The organism is Motilimonas pumila, from assembly GCF_003596335.1.
In the GTDB taxonomy this organism is placed as follows: Bacteria; Pseudomonadota; Gammaproteobacteria; order Enterobacterales; family CBDFNC01; genus Motilimonas; species Motilimonas pumila.
On sequence record NZ_QZCH01000001.1, the window covers coordinates 399,390 to 422,283 of the forward strand.

Annotated in this window: 19 protein-coding genes and 1 pseudogene; 15 read left to right on the top strand and 5 right to left on the bottom strand. The window is 44.5% G+C overall.

Going from position 1 to position 22,894, the window contains the following annotated elements:
* Positions 1 to 515 precede the first annotated feature (515 nt).
* The gene (locus tag D1Z90_RS01840; protein WP_158587028.1) at positions 516 to 1,178 is read left to right on the top strand and encodes an OmpA family protein; all 663 of its coding nucleotides are present in this window, start codon (positions 516 to 518) and stop codon (positions 1,176 to 1,178) included.
* Between the two features lie 106 nt (positions 1,179 to 1,284).
* On the opposite strand, the gene D1Z90_RS01845 is transcribed toward D1Z90_RS01840, so the two are convergent.
* Positions 1,285 to 2,538: a glutamate-5-semialdehyde dehydrogenase gene (locus D1Z90_RS01845; RefSeq protein WP_119909021.1), complete on the bottom strand. Its 1,254-nt coding sequence runs from the start codon at positions 2,536 to 2,538 to the stop codon at positions 1,285 to 1,287.
* 144 nt (positions 2,539 to 2,682) lie between these two features.
* Between D1Z90_RS01845 and D1Z90_RS01850 the strand changes: the two genes are divergently transcribed.
* From D1Z90_RS01850 to D1Z90_RS01870, 5 genes are all read left to right on the top strand, one after another.
* Positions 2,683 to 2,931, top strand: a complete 249-nt coding sequence (locus tag D1Z90_RS01850) for a hypothetical protein (protein ID WP_119909022.1) — start codon at positions 2,683 to 2,685, stop codon at positions 2,929 to 2,931.
* A 193-nt stretch (positions 2,932 to 3,124) separates the two neighbouring features.
* On the top strand, positions 3,125 to 5,278 hold the full coding sequence (locus tag D1Z90_RS01855; protein ID WP_119909023.1) for an ATP-binding protein: 2,154 nt from the start codon (positions 3,125 to 3,127) through the stop codon (positions 5,276 to 5,278).
* On the top strand, positions 5,259 to 5,621 hold the full coding sequence (locus tag D1Z90_RS01860) for a response regulator (RefSeq protein ID WP_119909024.1): 363 nt from the start codon (positions 5,259 to 5,261) through the stop codon (positions 5,619 to 5,621). The genes D1Z90_RS01855 and D1Z90_RS01860 overlap by 20 nt, the downstream gene beginning before the upstream one ends.
* Before the next feature lie 5 nt (positions 5,622 to 5,626).
* Positions 5,627 to 6,073 (top strand): chemotaxis protein CheX, encoded by a 447-nt coding sequence (locus D1Z90_RS01865; RefSeq protein ID WP_119909025.1) that lies wholly within the window; start codon positions 5,627 to 5,629, stop codon positions 6,071 to 6,073.
* A gap of 82 nt (positions 6,074 to 6,155) precedes the next feature.
* Positions 6,156 to 6,791 carry a hypothetical protein gene (locus D1Z90_RS01870; RefSeq protein ID WP_119909026.1) on the top strand — a complete coding sequence of 212 codons (636 nt, stop codon included), beginning with the start codon at positions 6,156 to 6,158 and terminating at the stop codon, positions 6,789 to 6,791.
* A gap of 76 nt (positions 6,792 to 6,867) precedes the next feature.
* On the opposite strand, the gene D1Z90_RS01875 is transcribed toward D1Z90_RS01870, so the two are convergent.
* The 4 genes from D1Z90_RS01875 to D1Z90_RS01890 all read right to left on the bottom strand — a co-directional run bounded on the left by D1Z90_RS01875 (position 6,868) and on the right by D1Z90_RS01890 (position 10,665).
* On the bottom strand, positions 6,868 to 7,809 hold the full coding sequence (locus tag D1Z90_RS01875) for an L-lactate dehydrogenase (protein ID WP_119909027.1): 942 nt from the start codon (positions 7,807 to 7,809) through the stop codon (positions 6,868 to 6,870).
* 15 nt (positions 7,810 to 7,824) lie between these two features.
* The gene (locus D1Z90_RS01880; RefSeq protein ID WP_119909028.1) at positions 7,825 to 8,469 is read right to left on the bottom strand and encodes a YdcF family protein; all 645 of its coding nucleotides are present in this window, start codon (positions 8,467 to 8,469) and stop codon (positions 7,825 to 7,827) included.
* 62 nt (positions 8,470 to 8,531) lie between these two features.
* Entirely contained in the window at positions 8,532 to 9,581 is a 1,050-nt protein-coding gene (locus D1Z90_RS01885; RefSeq protein ID WP_119909029.1) for a FecCD family ABC transporter permease, read from the bottom strand.
* A gap of 382 nt (positions 9,582 to 9,963) precedes the next feature.
* A complete protein-coding gene (locus D1Z90_RS01890) occupies positions 9,964 to 10,665 on the bottom strand; it encodes a Crp/Fnr family transcriptional regulator (RefSeq protein ID WP_119909030.1) in 702 nt (233 codons plus the stop codon).
* Positions 10,666 to 10,992: 327 nt separating this feature from the next.
* Here D1Z90_RS01890 and D1Z90_RS01895 point away from each other — a divergent pair, with 327 nt between their 5' ends.
* From D1Z90_RS01895 to D1Z90_RS01935, 9 genes and pseudogenes are all read left to right on the top strand, one after another.
* The gene (locus D1Z90_RS01895) at positions 10,993 to 12,123 is read left to right on the top strand and encodes an efflux RND transporter periplasmic adaptor subunit (protein WP_119909031.1); all 1,131 of its coding nucleotides are present in this window, start codon (positions 10,993 to 10,995) and stop codon (positions 12,121 to 12,123) included.
* A 9-nt stretch (positions 12,124 to 12,132) separates the two neighbouring features.
* Positions 12,133 to 15,183 (top strand): efflux RND transporter permease subunit, encoded by a 3,051-nt coding sequence (locus tag D1Z90_RS01900; RefSeq protein WP_119909032.1) that lies wholly within the window; start codon positions 12,133 to 12,135, stop codon positions 15,181 to 15,183.
* 75 nt (positions 15,184 to 15,258) lie between these two features.
* Positions 15,259 to 16,191 carry a Gfo/Idh/MocA family protein gene (locus D1Z90_RS01905; RefSeq protein WP_119909033.1) on the top strand — a complete coding sequence of 311 codons (933 nt, stop codon included), beginning with the start codon at positions 15,259 to 15,261 and terminating at the stop codon, positions 16,189 to 16,191.
* 129 nt (positions 16,192 to 16,320) lie between these two features.
* On the top strand, positions 16,321 to 17,364 hold the full coding sequence (gene rsmC / locus D1Z90_RS01910) for a 16S rRNA (guanine(1207)-N(2))-methyltransferase RsmC (protein ID WP_119909034.1): 1,044 nt from the start codon (positions 16,321 to 16,323) through the stop codon (positions 17,362 to 17,364).
* Between the two features lie 257 nt (positions 17,365 to 17,621).
* A complete protein-coding gene (gene glgC / locus D1Z90_RS01915; RefSeq protein ID WP_119909035.1) occupies positions 17,622 to 18,845 on the top strand; it encodes a glucose-1-phosphate adenylyltransferase in 1,224 nt (407 codons plus the stop codon).
* Between the two features lie 234 nt (positions 18,846 to 19,079).
* Positions 19,080 to 20,312 (top strand): annotated as a pseudogene (gene glgC, locus D1Z90_RS01920) (glucose-1-phosphate adenylyltransferase); the annotation flags it as partial.
* 146 nt (positions 20,313 to 20,458) lie between these two features.
* Complete coding sequence (gene glgA / locus D1Z90_RS01925) at positions 20,459 to 21,928, top strand: glycogen synthase GlgA (protein WP_119909037.1); 1,470 nt, start codon at positions 20,459 to 20,461, stop codon at positions 21,926 to 21,928.
* A 37-nt stretch (positions 21,929 to 21,965) separates the two neighbouring features.
* Complete coding sequence (locus D1Z90_RS01930) at positions 21,966 to 22,259, top strand: late competence development ComFB family protein (protein WP_119909038.1); 294 nt, start codon at positions 21,966 to 21,968, stop codon at positions 22,257 to 22,259.
* A gap of 197 nt (positions 22,260 to 22,456) precedes the next feature.
* Positions 22,457 to 22,783: an antibiotic biosynthesis monooxygenase family protein gene (locus D1Z90_RS01935; RefSeq protein WP_119909039.1), complete on the top strand. Its 327-nt coding sequence runs from the start codon at positions 22,457 to 22,459 to the stop codon at positions 22,781 to 22,783.
* Positions 22,784 to 22,894 lie beyond the last annotated feature (111 nt).

Sequence of the window (22,894 nt, forward strand, 5' to 3'; positions counted from 1 at the left end):
AACCGATGATAAGTGTGTTGCGTGCGGTCTACTTACTATAAGTTATAGAGGTCATCGGCGATTTGACCAGTTCCTTGAACAATATATTGATAACGATCAGCAAAACTCTAACTAAGTCACATCAGAGCATTATTTGACTCCGTTTTACGATCATAAAAAAATCAAACAAATAGGAGCATTATTGATAATTTTATTTTAACATTAGGTTCATATTTATATGCGATGGTAATCTTTCAGTAGAAAAGTGCCCGTTTTAACGAACAGGGAGAGCGATTGAACTGATAAGCGTGATAAGTGTAACTAAAACCCAAAAACAATATTGGTTTCATGATATTGCGTACTAAGTGTTATACATCGCACAATAAATATGAAATTTTTGTAGATATTTGTTTGAAATATTTGCATATATGAAATTGCTGGCCTAAAACTTTAAATAGCCAGCTCTTTTTGTCAGAGTGGTGAGATGTCAGTCTGGCTAATAAATGGTTCCAATAAAAAATTTGAAGGGAAATACAATGAAAAAAGTCATCCTAACTGCTGTATCTGTTGCTGTACTTGCTGGTTGTTCTACTGCACGCAGTGTTGAGCCAATCCAACAAACTGTAAACACTTTCGAGTCAAGCAACGAAGGTAAATGTATTATTGCTGTGCACAAAGGTGCTCAAGCGAATGAAAAAGCACATTACCTACTAGACGGTGCGCCAAACGGCAAACTGCGCTCAGCAGACTACGCTGCAGCAGAGCAAGCAGCTAACGATGCTGAAATGTACCGTCAAGAGTACGCAGAAAACTGTACTCCTAACCTAAGCGAGTTCAAAAACGACCTATCAGACATCTACTCTAAAGTTCAGCACATGCCTGGCGTTGTATTCAACGAAGGTTCTGCAGCACTAACTGGTGAGTCAGTAACTATCCTAGAAGCGGTAGCGACTCGTCTAGTACAAAACGACGCAAACATCGAAGTTGCGGGTCACACTTCAAACACAGGTAGCGCAGAATTCAACCAAACTTTGTCTCAACAACGTGCTGAATCTGTTAAAGACTTCCTAATTTCACAAGGTGTTGAAGCACATCGCATCACAGCTGTAGGTTACGGCGAAGACCAACCTATCGCGACCAACGACACTAAAGAAGGTCAGCAAGCAAACAAGCGTGTTGAAATTCGTTACCTAAAATAATCTTACGAGATTAAGGTAACAAAAAGGCCTGCTATTGCAGGCCTTTTTTGTACTTGTCAGTTAATCGCTTAGGCCACTTAAGAGTAAGCCAAATATCCACTTCTACTTATTGGCGAATATGGCCATCACCTAACACAATCCACTTTTGGGAAGTTAGGCCTTCTAGCCCTACAGGGCCACGGGCGTGAATTTTATCGGTTGAGATACCAATTTCAGCGCCTAAACCGTATTCGAAACCGTCAGCAAATCGCGTTGATGCATTTATCATTACTGAGCTTGAGTCAACCTCAGTAATAAAGCGGCGCCCCGTTGAGTAGTTTTGCGTAACGATGGATTCTGAGTGGGCTGAACTGAAGTGCGCAATGTGGGTCATGGCTTCATCAATATCGGCAACAACCTTAATCGATAAAATAGGCGCTAAGTACTCTGTCGCCCAGTCTTCTTCTGTCGCGGATTTACATTGAATAATATTTTGAGTTTGTGCGCAGCCTCTTAGCTCCACGCCTTTTTCACCATATCCCTGTGCTAAACGCGGTAAAATTTGAGCCGCAATGCCTTGATGCACCAGCAAGGTCTCCATCGCATTACAAACACCATAGCGATGGGTTTTTGCATTGATTGCGATATCGTATGCCTTGTCTAAATCCGCTTCGTCATCAAGGTAGACGTGACAAATACCGTCCAGATGCTTAATCACAGTAACTGATGCATCCCGTGAAATTCGCTCAATCAAACTTTTACCGCCCCGAGGTACAATTACATCGACGTAATCTGGCATTGTAATTAACTCGCCTACAGCCGCGCGATCTGTGGTTTTAACCACTTGCACTGTCGCGGCAGGCAAGCCTACCTTAGCAAGCCCCACTTCAATGCATTTTGCCACCGCTTGATTAGAGTGAATGGCTTCACTGCCCCCGCGTAAAATCGTAGCGTTGCCAGATTTCAAACATAGGCTGGCAGCATCAATCGTAACGTTAGGACGTGACTCGTAAATAATACCAATCACCCCAAGAGGAACACGCATCTTACCCACTTGAATCCCCGAGGGCATGTATTTTAAATCTGTGGTTTCACCACAAGGATCTGGCAATGCCGCAACCTGACGCAGGCCTTCAATCATGCCATCGATACCCGCATGAGTAAGCGCCAACCTATCGACCATGGCATCGTCTAAGCCTTTTTCTTTTCCCGCAATAAGATCTTTGCTGTTTTCAGCAATCAAATAATCACGGGTTTCATCCAAGGCTTTTGCGATTTCAAGTAGCGCTTGGTTTTTTACTCCAGAGCTTGCCGCTGCGATATGGCGAGCTGCTTGGCGGGCTTGCTGACCCAAGGTTTGCATGTATTCAGATACATTCATTGCCAAACTAGTCCTTTCGTTAGTTGCAACACGTGTAACAAGACGTGCTTTTTGGCAGAATAATGAATAAAGCCAAGGAGAGCAAGTGAACACTCACAATTGCTTACTTAGCTTATTTATCCCAGTTGAATAACGAGGTCATTTATGCATTTTTCTCTTCCCAAAACCGCAAATAGCTCTTTGGATCTGTTAATTGATCAAATGTTTGAAATAATAGAAAGTGGGCAAGAAATAGACCAAATAGTATTGAAAAAAATCTTAGATCAAGCGTTCTCTCAAGGTGAGTCGCTTGATAAGATAGAGCAAGCATTAGGCGTTGAGGTCGATATGTTGGAATCATCCTCTACAAACGGAGTCAAAAATTTACTCAATTTGTTAGCTAAACGTGAATAAAAGATAAAGCAAAAATACACGGCGAAGCCTTTATTTGCTAGAGCTCACATAGCGCTAGGCTGACTCTAGGCATTATCTATTGGTCATGTTATGCTCCCCCAACTTAAAAGGACACTCTTAATTAACTCATAGTGAAGTCGCTGTTTATTAAGAGATTATCCATACTTGGTAGTTTATATAAGGAAGTCAAATAATGCTGTTGCGCGATTTGGGTAAATATCGCGGCATTGTTGCTGCAATTGCTCTATTTCTTGTCTTGGACGTCTGTGTATTAGCACTTAACTTCATAGTTTCTAAAGAGATCCAGTCAGAAACAGAAAGTGTTAACTTAGCCGGCCGACAAGGGATGTTAACTCAGCGATTACTGAAATCGCTATACGAATTACAAGACGATTTAGCCGTAAACCTTGAGCCACAAGAAAACTTCAAAGAGTTTGTTGATACTTACGAGTTATTCGACGTTACCTTGATGGCGTTTAAAGAAGGCGGCGAAGTGCCAAAAAATAACGAAGGCGACCTAATGACAGTATCGCCTGTATCATCAGAAGCGGGTATGGCTGCGGTTGATGCTGGTTTGACAATTTGGCAACAATATCGTGAAACTTTGGGCCCAATTATTCAAAATGGGGATGAAGATGTATCGCTTCTCGATATTCACGAATCTATCGCTATCGTAAAAGAGACTAACAGCTTTCTGCAAAAAACCATGGATGACTTGACTAACTTCATGGAAAAACAAGCGAACGAAAAGACGCAGATGCTACAGTATGTGGAATCTGGCGCGACACTTGCCGCACTACTTAACTTCTTCGTTATCATCTTTATCTTCATTCGAAGCCTAAAATCGAACGATGAACAGTTAGAATTAGCACAAAAAGAAAATGCTGAAATCCTAGGTACAGTAAAAGAAGGCCTGTTCCTACTGGATGAAAAACTGATCATTGGTTCGCAATACTCTTCAGAGCTGGTTAGCATTTTTGGCCGTGAAGATTTAGACGGCAAAAAGTTAGCGGTACTATTGAAAGACATGGTTTCAGACAATGAACTACAACTTTCGGAAGACTACATCGCCCTTCTATTTAAAGAGCACGTTAACGAGAACTTAATTGACAGCTTAAACCCTCTTAAGCAGATCGAAGTTAACCTTCTTGGTAGCACTGGCTTATTTGAAACCAAATATCTATCCTTCCAATTCAACCGTGTACGCGTTAACAAGCAAGTATCTCACGTACTGGTAACGGTAATGGATCGTACTATTGAGGTTGAGCTAGAGAACCAACTTGAAGAAGCGAAGACAAAAGCAAAAGGTGAAGTAGATAGCCTAGTGAGCATCTTGAGCATAGATAAGTCTTCTTTCAACGACTTCCTTGATAAAGCCAATGACGGTATTAACTTGATTAACGAAGAATTAAAGTCTTCAAATCAAGACCACAAGGCTTACATGAATAATGTACTGCAGTTCCAACGTATTATTCACTCAATCAAGGGTGATGCAGCCGCACTAGACGTTACGCCGATTGAGAAAAAATCCCATGAAATGGAAGACGTACTGACGGACATCCGTAACAGTGATGAAATCACAGGTAACAGCTTCCTACCGTTTACCGTAAAACTGGATGAATTGATTACGCAAATCAGCAGTCTAAGAACACTGAGCGAGCAAATAGCCAACATCAGTGGTCAGCACGGTGAAGCGGCTTCTAGTAACAATAACGAGATGCAATCATTCTCTGAAATCTCAACATTGGTTAAACGTGTTGCCGATGATGAAGAGAAAATGGTTAACCTTGTTATGCAAGGCCTGGATAGCCACACAGTACCACCGGCTTATACTCGTAAGATCCGCGAAGTTGCAGTGCAACTGGTACGTAACGCTGTAGTACACGGTATTGAGCAACCGAGCCAACGTGTTGAGCTTGGTAAGTCGCCACAAGGTACTGTGAAAGTCAGCTTTAACCAAACTGATGCTGGTCACTACTCACTGGTTATCATTGATGACGGTGCCGGTTTATCGGTTAATAAGATCAAGCGCCACGTTGTGCAAAACGACTTGATGTCAGCTGAAGAAGTTGAAGCTCTATCAAGCGGCGAGATCTTAAACTTAATCTTCCACCCTGGCTTCTCTACAGCTGGCAGCGTTTCGATGCATGCGGGTCGTGGTGTAGGCCTAGATGTTATCAAGCAGTCGGTTATCGATGCTGGCGGTAAGATGAAGTTAAGCTACAAACAAAACAAAGGTTGTCGTTTTGAAATTATCTTACCAGGTAAGGTAACTTCGACGACTAAGACATATTCTGAAGACAAGATTGGAGCAGATCAGGTTGAGCATGAAGTTGTTAATAGTTGATGATTCTAATATCATTCGTCGCAAAATAAGACGCAGCAATAAAGTTGGCGATCTTGATGTAGTAGGCAGCGCTTGTAATGGCCTTGAGGCTGTAGAATTAGTTAAACAGACTCAGCCTGACTTAGTGACAATGGATTTAACCATGCCAGAAATGGATGGTATCGAGAGTATTGAAAAAATTCTGGAAGTAAAGCCAGATACTCGTATTTTAGTTGTTTCGGCCCTTGCTGATAAAGCCACTGCTATTAAGGCCTTAACAATCGGTGCTAGAGGATTCATTTGTAAACCATTTACGGAAGATGAACTCAATAATGCATTTGAACAATTGCTAGAGGATATTTAATTAGGATGAAAGAAGAACAGTTACAGGTATTTATTGAAGGCACTAAATATTTCTTTAGCACATTTGCGGGCCAACAAGTGGATGTTGGCGTACCGTACCTTATCGAAAACAACACCAAAGTTGCTTTTGATTACACGGGTATTATCGGTATCGCGGGCGCTCGTAAAGGTTGTGTTTACTTCTCTGCGCCAGGCCGCCTGTTAGCAAAATTGCTACAAGCGCTGGGAGAAGATGATTTAGAAGACGACAACCTATGTGACGTAGTAGGTGAAGTAGCTAACACAGTATCTGGTAACGCTCGTCGTGATCTAGGTCCTGAGTTTGTTATCTCGGTACCTGTTATTGTCAAAGGTCAGCTTGAAGATATTAAACTGCCAAAAGATATCCGATCTTTTGTTATCCCTATCACATGGGGACAAGATAAAGCAGCATTGGTTATCTGTTTAGAGTAATCTAAACCAAGTCAAAAAAAGCACAGCACATGCTGTGCTTTTTTTTCCTTTGTAGATACTTAAATGACGATATGAGGCGCTGATGTTAAATATTGAATTTAAAGCTCTTCCTCACACAGATCCCAAGCCACTAAAAAGTCTTATTGCCGACTTGCATCGGATGCATTGCCAAGCCAAACTTTTGACTTACTGCCCGACCGGCGTGTTAGCTCGACTTGACTGGCTACTGCCTACCGGCGTGACGATGGAACTCATTAAACCCTTTTATGAAACCCAAGTAGAAAGCAGCGATGAAGCTTTTGTGCAGGCATTTCGTGGTTGGGTAGAAGAGCAACTATATCAAGTCATGATAAAAGCTGAGACGCCGTTTCAGCTAATGAACAAAGATGGCACGCCAAAGCATACTATTTTCACCATGCATTGCAGCGTGGTGTATACCCTTAAACGCGGGGACGACAGTATCAGGCTCAAGCTGATGTTGCCCATGGATTGCACAGCGCAATATTTTAGTGAAGCGATTTTCTCATTTATGCAGATGCTCGAAGACATCTACTTAGCGCAATCAGAAGCGGTATTTTTTGACATGCTCAAGAAAACCTGTAATCAAGGCTACGGCACACGTGTTCTCTGGTATAACCAAGACATTGGACGCACTGAGTTTGTCGATGTTGAAAAAAGTCAGAAAACCAATACTGTCATTAAACAGCAAATAGCTTAACCACCGTAATGACCTCAAATAAAAAGCCAAGCATTGCTTGGCTTTTTGATAATGACAATTTGGCTGATATAAAATATTAATTTAAGTCGATTGACGCTAAATTTTTCTTAAGGATATCAGCTGATTGGCGAAGCTTTTTCAGTTCGTCTTTCGACAGGTTAAGTTCCACTAACTGTTCAACGCCACCGATACCAATTTTAGCTGGCACGCTGATGCAAACGTCTTCAATACCATACTCACCTTGTAAACGCACGCTAATAGGGTGAATGGATGCGCGATCTGAGAACAATACTTGTACAATTTTAGCGATGACAACGCCAATGGCCCAATTGGTATAGCCTTTACCTGCAATGATCTTATAGGCAGCATCTTTCACTTCGTGATAAAGCGTTTCAATGACTTGTTGGTCATACGCTTTGCCCAGCACCTCATTGCCCACCACTGGCACGCCACCAATATTAATGGTACTCCAAGCTGCAAATTCAGAGTCACCGTGTTCACCTAAGATATAACCATGAATAGACGTTGGATCAACGTCATAATGTTCACCCAGCAAGGTTTTTAAGCGGCTGGTATCCAGCACAGTGCCGGTACCAATGACTTTGGAATGAGGTCGTGAGGATAACTGCTGGAAAATATAAGTGATCACATCCACCGGGTTAGACGCTATCACTATCACAGCATTAGGAGCATGTTGATCTAACTCTGCGGTGATAGTTTTGAAAATGGCGGCGTTTTTATTTAGCAGATCTAAACGCGTTTCACCCGGTTTTTGCGCCGCCCCTGCGGTCACGACAATAACGTCACAAAGCGCTAAATCAGCAAACTCACCGGCTTTTACTTTTACTCGTCCCGTCACACCCTGGCCATGCATTAGGTCTAACGCCTCGCCTTCCGCTCGCGCTTTATCCAGGTCTACCAATACAATCTCACTGCACAGCTGTTGCAAATAAATCGCAAACGCCCCTGCAACACCGACGTTCCCCGCCCCTACTATGCCTACAGATTTCCGTTTCATACATTCGCCTTAAAGTTAATTAACTATTTGTTCGGTATAACCTAAATCTCTTAATGCTAAATAAGATTGCCAAGCATTTGAAGGAATTTCTAACGCCATTTGATGGCCTAGTTCAGGATACAGTTTCATGCGCTGCATATCCCCGACTAAAGTATGCAGAAACAGTTCACGACTGATAATAGCATTGGGGTAAGTTTGGTAAGTGAGACTCGGCCCTGTCACCATCACTTCAATGCCATCAAAATGTTGTTTAAAGGTAGCGTAAGCACGTTTGGTGGCGAAATTCTTATGTACCAAAATAACGCTATCAACGGCAATGCCCTTCTCCGCTAACAATGCCATTGCAAATTTCACATTCTCACCAGTATTGGTGGCCTTAGGTTCAATCAATACCTGACTGGGATCTACGCCAAGAGAGACGGCTTTTTCGGCAAACAGCTCGGCCTCTGTTTGCTGAAAAAGTCCTTCGGTATTACGACCACAATTACCTGAAAACACAACCACGGGCGCCAAGCCTGATAACATACACTGCGCAGCTCGTTCAGCGGTGCGAGTGTCAATGGAGCCCATCACTATGATACAACTGGCAGGTTTGAGCTCACTTTCTTCGGATAAAAAGTCCCATAAAATCTGACCGTGTTGGTCTACTGTTTGAGTCATCTGGTACCTCGGTTACTCGACAAGCAGTTATGCTGCTTGATTACGCCTGTTTACAAGCCTATCTAAACCATAAACCGGCGTTGCTTGAGCAATAAAAATATAAAAAATGGAGCACCAATTAAACCCGTGATTACCCCTACAGGTAATTCCGCCGGCGCAATCACAACACGAGCAGCTACGTCGGCTAATAGTAATAAGCAAGCTCCCAACAAAGCAGAAAGTGGAAGTAAGTAACGATGATCCGCGCCTAGCCAAAGCCTGATTAAATGTGGAATAACTAAGCCAATAAAACCGATCATGCCACTGGTAGCCACTGCGATACCAACCGCTAAAGCCGTTATAATAATTAAGCGTGTTTTCACTTGTTGCACGTTTACCCCTAAATGACGAGCTTCCGACTCCCCCAGTAAAATGGCATTTAACGCTTTCGCGCTATAGGGCACGCTAAGCAACAATAATAAACTCGCAAAACCACTTAGCAGCACCATTTGCCAATTCGCCCCGGCAATACTGCCCAATTGCCAAAAGGTAATATTTCGCAGCAAAGCGTCGTCGGCTAAGTAAGTCAGAATGGCAATGCCTGCAGCAGCCAGCGCGGCAATAGCAACCCCCGCAAGCAACATCACCACCACCGAAGTGCCATTGGCGCCGGTTCCAATTCGGTATACCGCAAAAGTGGCCAAACACCCTCCTGTAAATGCAAAGCTGGCCACCCAGTACTCTTGCCATAAAGGAGTCAACTGTGGCACAACAATGCCCGCCAGAAACATGGCAATAGCGGCGCCAAAGGCGGCCCCACCTGAAACACCAATAATGCTCGGGTCGGCAAGGGGGTTACGCAGTAACCCCTGTAATAAAGCGCCGCACAAAGCCAAATTGGCTCCCACAAATACGGCTAACAAAGCTCTCGGCAGGCGCAGGTTCTGCAGCACCATTAATTGCATATTAGAAAGATCGCCAAATTGCCAAGGGGTCAGTAGCGTTGCTAAACCTTGGCCGCTTTGCCATAAGCTCAAACTCATAGAACCAACGGAAAGCGCAGCAAGAAAGCTGAAAAATAAGCAGAGACTGGCCGCCAAAATTAACCATTTAGGCTGCTGTAGGCGTGGCATGTACCATCCTGTAAGATTACGGAATTTAGAGTGCTATCATAGCATTAAGGAATGAGTTTTGTTGATGTTGCGGCAGTATGCGGTAAGCAACTCCCTTCCGTGGGAGTAGTGGGGTGCCCCCGAAGTGAAAAAAAGAGCCGCTTAACCAGCGGCTGGGTTAATCTCTCTCACTGCTTACCCTAAACCCAGTGAAATTTCGGACACGAACTTACACGCAACTATAAGCAATTTTTTAGATGCCTTGGCTTCAACCGGGACTTAACTTTAACTCAGTTAATCGTTTTAGATTGTGCACTTTGCACAATCTGCTTTAATAAAGCATAAAAATAGCTATTTTATGATAAAGCTGTGATAACTTGCGGCTCGACGTTAACCAGCTTTTTTAGCTACAAGAGTCCGAGGTTTGATAAATAAAGTCTTGGCTATCAGCAAACTGCAACAATTTATTCGGCTCTAAAATCTCAATGGTGCCATATCGGCTCAAAATCCAACCAGAAGCAATAAAAGGCTTTAATTCACGCTGTACTTTAAATCGCGACACCCCTAACAAGTCAGCAAGATTTTGCTGGCTGAGCTTCACTTCTGCCACCCCAGCACTGTTTTTAACCGCGAGGCTAACCAGTTGTAAAGCTAATTGCTGTGGCAGGCTGGTTAATCGACTGGTCGCTACCTGGTTAAAACAAGTACGTAGCCGTCGCGCCATAATCTTAGTCATAAACACTGCAAAGTCATGCTCTTGTTGTAGCAGTAACTGAATATTTTTAGCCGGCAAAAAGGCCACTCTGGCAGTTTCAAGGCACAAACAAGTATGTGCCTGAGGCAAGCCATCATGCACACCGAGATCCCCAAACCAGCTACCTACACCTAAGCTGTTAATGGAAGAATGCGCGCCATTCGCCGACTGCACTGACAATGAAAGTAATCCCGACAATACAAAGTATAAGCCTGTACAGCTGTCTCCCTGACGATACAGTGTGGTGTTTTCAACAACATGACACACTTGAAACTGCGGTATCAATAAAGGACCTAAAGCTTGAGGCAAAGCCAGCTGCTTAATCTCATGCACCGCTAATCCTGCTTTCATTCAAGGCTCTCGACTGGTTAATTTATAGACTAAAATGCTACCAATTAATGAAAATCAATAAATCCAAACTCTATCAAATATATATAAAATATCAGTCTTTACTACTACTTTCCATTATACAGATCAAATTAAAGTATTAGTTATATTTTACCAAGCCAAAATTTCATCTCGCAATATCAACTTTCGCGTCAAGAATCCACTCTTTACCAATCTTGTTAAGGAGTCGTTCAGCTTGCTTATCTATGATCTAGCGTTACCTGGGGCAATTTAGCCTTGATCATTTAAGCGCTGCACTGGGTTTTTTTATGCTTACTTTTGGAGCGTGTTATGAAAAAGTGGTACGTATTCTCTGTACTCTTGTGCGTCTTATTATTTGGTAGCGTGTTTGGCTTTCACCTTTTTAAACAGCAAAAAATTGCAGAATTTATGGCGCAGCGCGAACTGCCTGCTTTACCCGTTGAAGTGACCCAGATCAATCCCCAGAGCTGGACTCCACAAATACCCGCCATCGGTTTTATAGAACCCTATCAAGGGGTCACGGTCGCGACTCAGGTATCAGGGATCGTCGACAAAATCCACTTTGCTTCCGGTGATACTATCGAGCAAGGCCAATTACTGCTGGAACTGGAAACCAAGGTAGAAAAAGCGAACTTAGCTGCCGCTGAAGCAAAATTACCGGCAATCAGTAATACCTTAAAGCGCACACGCTCTTTGTATCAGCAAGGCTCTGTCTCGAAAGGGGCATTGGATGAAGCAGAATCTAACTTTAGTTCACTCAAAGCTGAAATTTTGGCGCTGAAAGCGACCATAGAGCGGCGCGAGATCCGCGCCCCCTTTGACGGCGTGATCGGCATTCGCCAAGTAAATCTCGGGCAGTACCTCCAATCGGGTGATGAAATAGCTCGGTTAGAAAATTTAGACCGTATGCTGATCCGCTTTATTGTGCCGCAAAAAGAACTGGCAAAGCTGACCATTGGCGCAACTATAGACATCACAACAGATGCTTACCCTGAACGTGCTTTTGAAGGCGCTATCAGCGCCATCGAACCCACGGTTGATATCGACTCCGGAGTGATTCAGTTGCAGGCTGAAATCCCTAACGCAGATCAACTGTTGCGCTCAGGCATGTACGCAGAATTAAACGTCAGGCAGCCTGAGTTAGTCAATCAGGTCGTGATTCCACTCAGGGCCATTAGCTTTAGCCTTTATGGTGAATCAGTTTATGTGGTTGAAACCTTGCCTGCTGAAGGTGATGAGGATGATGAAACGCAATATCAAGTGCGACAAAAAACCATCAAAGTGGCTGAGCGACGTGGCGATTATGCCTTGGTCGCTAGTGGTGTAACAGCCGGTGAAACCTTGGTAACAGCGGGTCAAGTTAGGCTGCAAAATGGTGCCAAGGTGAAAATTGTTGAAGACAGTTTTATCAACAATAACGCTGAGTTTTCAAGAGACTAAGGCAGGCTGATGAAATTTACCGATATTTTTATTCGCCGCCCAGTTCTCGCGGTATCTATCAGCTTATTGCTGCTGATTTTAGGCTTACAAGCTATCAGTAAGCTACAAGTTCGTGAATACCCCGAGCTGACCAACACCACCATTACAGTGTCTACCGCTTACTATGGTGCGCCAGCAGAGGTAATCCAAGGTTTTATTACCCAGCCATTGCAGCAAGCGATTGCTGAGTCTGACAACTTGGACTTTTTAGAGTCCAAAAGCCAAATGGGCAATAGCACTATTACGGCTTATATGAAAATAGGCTCCGATTCTGACGCCGCCCTTTCCGAGATTATGTCGAAGGTTAACAGCGTGCGTGCAAGGCTACCAAAGGAAGCATTAGATCCAAGCGTAAGCCGCTCTACCGGTTCATCAACGTCGATCATGTACATCTCATTTTCTTCAGATAGCTTGAACCAAGCCCAGATTGCCGATTACCTAAAGCGGACCGCGCAACCTAAAATGGTGACGGTAGCCGGAGTGTCAAAAGCCAATGTTTGGGGCCCAGAACTTTCTATTCGTGTGTGGCTTGATCCTAATAAACTGGCTGCTCACAACTTGTCTGCAGCAGAGGTAACCAGTGCGCTGCAAGCCAATAACTTTCGCGCAGCACCTGGTCAGGTGAAAAGCCGCTTCAAAGCCATTAACGTAGAAGCCAATACCAGTTTGGTCAGCAAACATGAGTTTGAACAATTAATTGTCGCAAGCCGCCCGCAAGGAATCGTCCGCTTAACCGACATAGCAGAGATAGAAATTGGCGCGTTAAGGCAAACCAGCAAAGCGCGTTCTGATGGCAGTAACAGCATCATGATGGCCATCGATCCTACGCCAACGGCTAACCCACTAACCGTCGCTAAAGCGATGCGAGACATCTTACCTGAAGTAGAAAACAGCTTACCTGATAACATCAAAATGATGCTCGTATATGACTCCACGGAATACATCGAGTCTTCCATTAATGAAGTTCTGTTTACCATCTTAGAAGCCACATTTATCGTCGTCGTGGTGATATTCTTCTTTATGGGCTCATTACGGGCAGTCATTATCCCCGTGATCGCAATTCCATTGTCTTTAGTCGGCGTTTGCTTAGCCATGCAAATGCTTGGCTTCTCAATCAACTTATTGACCTTGCTGGCGATGGTTTTAGCAATTGGCCTAGTGGTCGATGACGCCATCGTTGTGGTTGAAAACATCGACCGTCACTTACGCCAAGGCGCAAGCCCTTTTAATGCCGCGATTGCCGGCACACGCGAAATCGCCGTGCCCGTCATTTCCATGACGGTAACGCTGGCAGCGGTGTACTCTCCTATCGCCTTACTTGGCGGTTTGACTGGGGCACTATTTAAAGAGTTTGCGTTAACCCTTGCCGGAGCCGTAGTCGTATCCGGCATCGTCGCGCTGACTTTATCACCTATGATGTGCGCGCAAATTTTAAAAAGTCAGCAAGGTAACCACAATAAACTTGAGCAAGGTATCCATCACTTTTTGGACCGCCTCGATCACTACTACCTCAAAATGCTTGATGGCACACTTCGCAACCGTGGCGCAGTCATTTTATTCGCTTTGGTCGTGATGGCTAGCTTGTACCCCTTGTTTAGCATCAGTAAGCAAGAGCTGGCACCGGCTGAAGACAAAGGTGCGGCAATGATGATCGCAAATGCGCCGCCCAGCGTGAACATTGACTACCTAGATGCTTACTCACAAGAGATCAGCAAGCGCGGATTAGCACACCCTGACGTAGCCGGCACCATTATGATTTCGGGTGTGCCCAGTAATACTCAATCACTTGGTATTTTCAGAATGGAGCTATGGGAAGATCGTGAGCAAAGCCTTACGCAAACCATGAATGATCTCAAAGCAGCCACGCAAGACATTGCCGGCGTTAACGCGATTGCCTTCCCAATGGCGGTGTTACCAGGCGCTGGTGGTGGCTTTCCCATCCAGTTCGTGATCAAAGGGGTCAGCGACTATGAAACCTTGCAAGCCTTGGCGCAAACCATTCAACAAAAGGCCATGGCCAGCGGCTTATTAGTGTTTTCAGACTTAGACTTAAAATTCGAAACCGGCCGCTTAAGTATCAGCGTGAACCACGACAAAGCCGGCGCTTATGGCGTAACCATGCAAGATATCGCCAGTACGTTAGCCAGCTTAATGGGTGACGGCTATATCAATCACGTTAACATTGATGGTCGCAGCTACGAAGTCGTGCCTCAAGTGGCTCGAAAAGACCGCTTAACTCCCGAGAAACTGGACCAATATTATGTTCGCACTCCTAAAGGTGCATCGGTGCCTTTAAGTAACTTAATTGATTTTTCCATTAATGGCGAACCTGCAGCGCTCGTGCAAATGGATCAAGCGAATGCGGTGACACTGAGTGCAGTCATGATGCCGGGTAAAACCATGGGGGATGCCATTGCCTTTTTACAACAAACCGCAGACGAAGTATTGCCCCGTGGATTTGAAATAGACTTCAAGGGTGAATCGCGTCAGTACATTCAAGAAGGCAGTGCGCTATACATGACTTTTGTGCTGGCATTAGCCATCATCTTTTTGGTATTGGCTGCGCAGTTTGAAAGCTGGAAAGACCCTCTTGTGATCATGTTTACCGTGCCATTGGCAATTTGCGGTGCACTCTTGGTGATGGGCTGGGGCGTGAGCAGCATGAACATCTATACCCAAATCGGCTTGATCACCCTAGTGGGCTTGATCACTAAGCACGGTATTTTGATGTGTGAAGTGGCAAAAGAGCAGCAAATTCAACACGGCGATGACCGCACTCAAGCGATTCGAGTAGCTGCTAAAGTCCGCTTACGGGCCATCTTAATGACCACTATTTCAATGGTTGCAGGTCTTGTTCCTCTGCTGCTGGCAACAGGTCCTGGCGCCGCTGCACGCTTTGATATAGGTATCATTATTTGTGCCGGCCTAAGTATCGGCACCCTGTTTACCTTGTTTGTATTACCCACTATTTATACTTTGATGGGCACGCAACATAAGCCTTTACCTGAAGTCGCCCACTAGCCTTCACTATAGCTCTTGCACTTAAGCGTAGAAAACCGCAGACTCAGTTCTGTGGTTTTTTTTGAGAGCCTAATCATGCCCCAAACAAACGATACACAGTCCATTGTGGTGGTTGGACTCGGCGACATTGCGCAAAAAGCTTGGTTGCCGCTAATTTGTCAACATCCTGACATCTCACCTATTTTCTGTACCCGCAACCCTGATACCCTTAGTCGTCTTGCTAAGCAATATCGGGTATCCCATTGCTACCAAGATTACCAGCAAGCGTTGGCAACAGCCCCAGACGCTGTGATGATCCACAGTGCAACAAGCAGCCACTTCGCCCTCGCAAGCCAAGCTATTTCACTGGGCATTGCAACTTTTGTGGACAAACCTTTGGCTGATAACTTTATGCAATGCCAGCAACTTGCAGCTCTCGCCAAAGCCCATAATGTACCTTTATTTACCGGCTTTAATCGCCGTTACGCTCCTTTGCTTCAGCCTTTAAAAGCACAACCTCTGCAGCAATTACAATGGCAAAAGCACCGCCATGATTTAGTCGGTAACGTACGCGACTTCATCTTTGATGATTTTATTCACGTTATTGATAGCCTACTACATTACAGCCACACTCAAAGCATGCCTGATTTATCAATTAGTTACCGCATGCAGCAAGACAGTTTGGCCCAAGTTCAGATCCAGTGGCAACAAGGGGGAATGCAAGTGAGTGGCGTCATGAACCGCACCGCAGGGCATACCTTCGAACGGGTGGAGGCATTTGCACATAACCAGTATTGGCAACTGGATAATTTGCGCCAAGGCTTTCATAGTCAAGAAAATCGACTGCAACCGATAGGGTTTGATGATTGGCAACCCACCCTCACCAAACGGGGCTTTAACGCATTATTAGCGGATTGGCTAAATCAAGTAAAACATGCGCAGTACCAACCCAAACAGCTCGACAGCATGCTGCTAAGCCATCAAGTGGCAGAGCTCCTCGTGCAGCACATAGAAAGCCATAATATCTAGCCAATAGATGCAAAGAGTGACAGCTATCAGTTCACTTGCCAGAGGCAAAGTTATGCGCGTTTGCAAAAGCTGTTTCTTGGTGTTGCCTCAGGTATACTAGCGCCAACATTTACCGTTTAAGAATATTCTATGTCTGCAATCAGCAATACTGCGCTTCCCCCAAGCCAAGTGGTCGAGAGAAACTTGGCCGAATTTACCGATAAGCACGTCTTAGTGGCCGGCGCCATTGAAGACACCTATTGCCAACAACTGGCGCAGCATACCGCTTCTTTGCAAATATTTACCACCGACTATCCAAGCTTTCAAGCTCTTCAGAAGCTAGAGTTAAAGGTACAGTTTGAGCATCAATATAACGCTACAAGCAGTGATAAAGTCGACGCAATCTTACTTTATCTGCCCAAAGCAAAAGCTGAAATTGCTTATTTACTGGCCAATATCATGCCGCACTTAAAAGCCGATGGTCACCTATACATTGTTGGTGAAAATCGCGGCGGAATAAAATCTGTTGATAAACTTCTGGCTGGATACGGCGGTAAAACGGTAAAAATTGATAGCGCTCGTCGATGCAGCTTGCTCGTTCAACAGTTAACGCAACCTGTACCAGAATTTACCTTAGAGAATTGGTTATCAGAATACGACATCAATATTAAAGGGTGTGCGCTCACCGTGGTGAGCTTGCCTGGGGTATTTAGCGCCAATGAACTAGACGTCGGTACCCAGTTGCTACTGGAAAACATCGCGCCATTAAAAGGAAATGCATTAGACGTTGGCTGCGGTGCTGGGGTAATTGCCAGCTTCTTATTACGCCAAAATGATAACCTTACGCTGACTCTCGCAGACGTCAGCGCCCTTGCATTAGAGTCTAGTCGAAGAACGCTAGCCAAAAATCAGCTCAGTGCCGACGTTATCGCGTCTGACGTTTTTTCAAACGTCACAGGGCGTTTTAACACCATCGTCTCAAACCCGCCCTTTCATGCTGGCCTCAATACCCACTACGGCGCGCCGGAAACCTTGATTAAACAAGCTAGGGAGCACTTAAAAATCCGCGGCCGTTTAATCATAGTCGCGAATAAATTTTTACGTTATGAAGGGCTTTTTGAACAAGCTTTTAGTCACTGTGAGTGCTTGATGGAAACCAATAAATTTAAACTCATTAGCAACTATCCAGACTAAACCTTATCCATATTGATATCGATTTAAGCTAACTTAGGTAAATACTTGAGTTAGCTTAAAATTGTTGACTTTGACCCGCGTCATCTTTTTGCCAGCCAGTCGTTACTTATATTGCTTTAGCTATTCACAAAACTGTTAAAAGCCGTTAAAACTATAAAACCTTAGTATGACTATTGGATTTCATAGAAGTGTAACTTTGTGAAACTGTAATAGACCTCTATCGCACATCATATTAAATACATAAATCGGAGATACAAATGGCAGGCGTACTCGCAATGGTCCTAGCTGGAGGAGAAGGCAAACGGCTTCATCCCCTAACGGAAACTCGGTCTAAACCCTCCGTGCCTTTTGGTGGCAGTTATCGCTTACTGGACTTTGCTCTCAATAACTTTGTTAATGCCGATATTCTACAAATTTACGTATTAACCCAATTCAAATCCCAATCGTTAAACATTCATTTACGTCAAGCATGGCACTTATCGGGAATTACCAATCGCTTTATTGACCCAGTGCCAGCGCAGCAACGTTTGGGTAAACGCTGGTATGACGGTACCGCGGACGCGATTTATCAGAATAATAAATTCATTGAAATGAATGAGCCTGAACAGGTCTGTATTTTTGGCAGTGACCATATCTACAAAATGGATGTGCGACAAATGGTCAACTACCACAAAGAAAAAGATGCACACCTCACGGTGGCGGCGATCCAAGTGCCTAAAGATCAGGCTTACCACTTTGGTATTATCGAAGTCGACAAAGAAGGCCGCATGATTGGCTTTCAAGAAAAGCCGAGCGTAGAAGAAGCGAAAACCATCCCAGGCGATCCAGAGCATGTATTAGCGTCGATGGGTAACTACACTTTTGACACCAAAGTACTGTTGTCTGAACTCAGCCGCGATGCCGAAGATGAAGACTCTGAGCATGACTTTGGCAAAAACATTATTCCTCACCTATTCCCACAGGGTAAGGTGTTTGTGTATAACTTCAACAGCAATAAAATTGCTGGTGAACCTGATGGCGTGTACTGGCGTGACGTTGGTACCCTTGACGCCTACTGGGAAGCGCACATGGACTTGTTGGCCGATGAGCCTCCGTTTTCATTGTATAACCGCAAATGGCCACTGCATACTTATTACCCGCCTTTGCCACCAGCAACTTTTAAAGACAGCGAAAATCACAATACCCGGATCAGTAAATCACTGCTGTCAGCCGGTTGCTATGTACTGGGCAGCCATGTGCACCGAAGTGTAATGGGGTTCCATTGTCATATTCGTCCTGGCACAGAGATATCTGAAAGTGTCTTATTAGGTGAAGTTAAAGTGGGCGAAAACTGCCGTATTCGCCGCGCTATCATAGATAAAAACGTGGAAATCGCGCCAGGAACAGTCATTGGTGAAGATTTAGCTGCGGATAAAGCCCGCTTTGACGTGTCAGAAAACGGCATAGTAGTCATTGCAAAAAATACTAAAGTAGGCTTTTAAGCCTTCGGCCTGAGAAATAACTTTAACCGCTGAATGTGAACAACAAGCGTCCATTTATGGGCCGTCAGCAAAGCAAAAACTTGCCGTTTTCGGCCAATTGCTACTAAGGTTATTCCTCAGTCCTCGCGCCTTCAACGCGCAACAAAGCAACTCGCTTTAAGAACAAGAAGCAATTTTTATGATGGGTCAAATCGGGGCTACGCCCCATGGTAAAACAATAATCAACATGACTTTAAGGATGTATTGATGGCACGAATTCTCTCTATGGTGCTTGCCGGTGGTGAAGGTACAAGACTGTACCCTCTTACGCAATCTCGCTCTAAGCCTTCAGTTCCATTTGGTGGTAGCTATCGTTTGATCGACTTTGCATTAAACAACTTTGTAAACTCCGATTTCCTGCGGATTTACGTATTGACTCAATTTAAATCTCAGTCACTCAACATTCACTTGCGTAAAGCATGGCATTTGTCGGGCATTACCGACCGTTTCATTGACGCCATACCTGCGCAAATGCGAATGGGTAAACGCTGGTACGACGGCACGGCTGATGCTATCTATCAAAATATTCGTTTCATTGAGATTGATGAACCGGATCACGTGTGTATTTTTGGCAGTGACCATATCTACAAAATGGATATTCGCCAAATGGTCGATTATCACCAAGAGAAAGAAGCGCAGCTGACCGTGGCTGCAATTCAAGTACCGGTTTCCGAAGCCCATCACTTTGGCATTATCGAAGTAGATGAAGAAGGACGCATGATAGGGTTTGAAGAAAAGCCAGAGTCTAACCCAAAAACCATTCCAGGCGATCCTGATCATGTACTCGCTTCTATGGGTAACTATGTGTTTGAAGCTAAGACCTTGATGCGTGAACTCGAGCGTGACGCCCAAGATGAAAGCTCAAGCCATGACTTTGGTAAAGACATCATTCCGGAGCTTTACCCACAAGGTAAAGTCTACGTTTACAACTTCAATGATAACAAAATTGAAGGAGAATCAGGCCCTTGTTACTGGCGCGATGTGGGAACCATTCATGCCTACTGGCAAGCTCACATGGATTTGCTAGCGGATGAACCCGATTTCTCTTTATACAACCGAAAGTGGGCACTGCATACCTACTACCCACCTCTGCCACCGGCAACCTTTAAAGACTTTGGCGACCATGAGACTCAAGCCAGCCAGTCGTTAATTTCTGCCGGCTGTTACATTCTTGGTACACAGATCAGTAAAAGTGTATTAGGTTTCCGCTGTCATATACGACCTGGATCATCCGTTAGCGGCTGTATCATGCTGGGTAACGTAAAAATTGGCGAGAACTGTCGTATTATTAATACCATCATAGATAAAGACGTGGAAATTGCTCCAGGCACTGAGATTGGCGTTGATCTTGAGCAAGACAGAAAACGCTTTACCGTATCCGATGAAGGTATCGTGGTTATACCTAAAGGCTCAAAAGTCGGTTTTTAAACCGGCCATAAACGAGGCGGCGTTGGCCGCCTTTTTTATCTTTTTTGCAATCTGCTGCATTTGGGTGTTGTAATATGCCCAAAATGGACTTTTTTAGTTTTCTGTATTGCACTTATATTGGCTGCCATTGCACCAAGGAATGAATTTTGAGTAACCACAAATTAAAGATATTATTCGTCGCTTCCGAGGTTGAAAGCTTTGCTAAAACCGGCGGTTTAGCTGACGTTGCAAAAGCCTTGCCGCTGGCTCTTAAAGCCCGTGGCCATGATGTTCGGATCATGATGCCTTTTTATCGCACCATTGCGGGTGGCGACCAAGCTGAGTTTATCTGTAACCAAACGTTGAATACAGAGCAATGCGGCGAAGTGAATTATGCCATCAGAAAGTTGCACCTTGAAGAAGTCCCCGTATATGGCGTTGACAGTATGCATTACTTCGACCGAGCCGGTTTATACGGTGAAGGGAACCATGCTTATGGCGACAATGGCGAACGTTTTGCTTTCTTCTCTGAAGCCATCTTGCACAGCTGCGACGCATTAGACTTTACCCCTGATATTATTCACTGTAATGATTGGCACACCTCGCTAGTGCCTTACTTATTGAAAACCCGCTACCAAGATCACCCTAGATACAGGGCTACAAAGACGATTTTGAGTTGTCATAATGCTGCCTACCAGGGTATTTTCAATAAGTCTCAATTAGCTATTACGCCAGAGCTACAACATTGCAACGACAGCCGTATGTTGGAAAATTTCAGCTACGTCAATTACCTGAAAGTCGGTGTGCTTTACGCCGATAAAGTCAACGCGGTTAGCCCCAATTATGCCACTGAATTATTAACACCCTTGGGCTCTCACGGTATGTCGCATATCTTTGCCGAGCGCAGCGCTGACTTTGAGGGCATCATCAATGGTTGCGACTATAATGACTGGAGTCCCGCAACTGATAGTTATATTCCCGCTAACTATGATGCCAATGACCTGTCTGGCAAAGACAAATGTAAAGCCGCGTTACAACAGGAAGTGGGACTGGACCAAAATCCTGATTTCCCCATCTTTGGCATGGTCTGTCGCCTTACCGAACAAAAAGGCTTTCAAATACTGGTGCCCGCATTAGAAGCCTTTTTAGTGCACCAAGTACAAGTGATCATCGTTGGCACGGGTGACCCGATTGTCACTAAGCAATTGCAACAACTAGAGCAAAAATTTGCTGGCAAGTTTAAGTTTATTAACGCCTACAGTAATTCACTGTCACACTTGGTTGAAGCGGGTGCAGATTTCTTCTTAATGCCTTCTTTGTTTGAGCCTTGTGGTTTAAACCAGTTATACAGCTTGGCTTATGGCACCTTGCCTATTGTACGGGGCGTAGGTGGCTTAAAAGATACGGTTAATGACTACGACGAAGATCCACAGCGAGCCAATGGCTTTATTTTTTATGAGCCTGAGCCCACGGACCTTCTCAACATATTACGCCGTGTTCTATTGTTATACATAGAGCAGCCGGCAGAAATGCAGCGTATTAAACAACAAGCCATGGCGTGTCACTTTTATTGGTCAGACTCCGTGGTAGATTACGAAAGATTATACGCAAAAGCGCTGCAACTTTATGCCTTATAAGGCAAGGTTGCACCAGTCACAGTAGTGGGAGAACACCATGGCTTTAGGCATAGATGTACACAACTTCACCGAAAAATACGTCAGCGCGAGGTTTACTGAACTCGATCTTTATCGTCGTTTTGACAGCGAGTTTTTGCAAGATTTAGCCTGTATTGTTTTAAACAAACTGCCCGTGCATTACATTCGTTATGACGTGGATATGCTTTGCTTTATTTCTGACGAAGAAAAAAGCACAATGAAACAACAAGTTGCAGATGTGGTAGACGAGTCTATTGCTTTCTTATTTGACGAAAAACAAATGAAGTTTAACCGCCAAGAACACAAAGATTAGTGCAACCTACCCCCTCCAATAGAGCCAAAGCACTAAAAACTGCTTTGGCTTTTTTGATCCCGTGTTAATTTATTGTTAAAAACCTTAACCTTACCGCTTCCTTCGTCTATCCTAACAATATGGCCAAAGAAAGCAGCCTTGGCTTCATAATCTAACGTCTTCTTATTGATTTTCTGTATTTTTTAGGGGGTGGGTTTATGTTCATAGTTTTGTATCGCTGGCAATTAAAGCCGGAACAAGTAAAAGAGTTCAAGGAAGGTTGGTCTGAAATCGTTCATCGCAACATAGAGAAGTATGGCGCGTTAGGATCACGCTTACACCGAGCCAGTGATGGTAGCTGGTATTCTTACAGTCAGTGGAATAACCGTAGCTGCTGGCAATCCGCCTTTAATATGGATGATTCAAACCAACTGGCTCGACAGAAAATGGCCAACGCCATTATCAAGTCTTACGAACCGGTCACCATGGCCCCTTCGCTGAATCACTTACTGAGCGATGAAATGGTGACCCCAGCATTCGGCTAAACCTCCAAGCTTAGCCCCCAACTCCATTTCGAAAGATGGCTGCCAAGGTAGTAGCCATCAGCCTAAAACTGACTATTGCGACAAGATAAACCTCTTAAATGGGCTCACTCG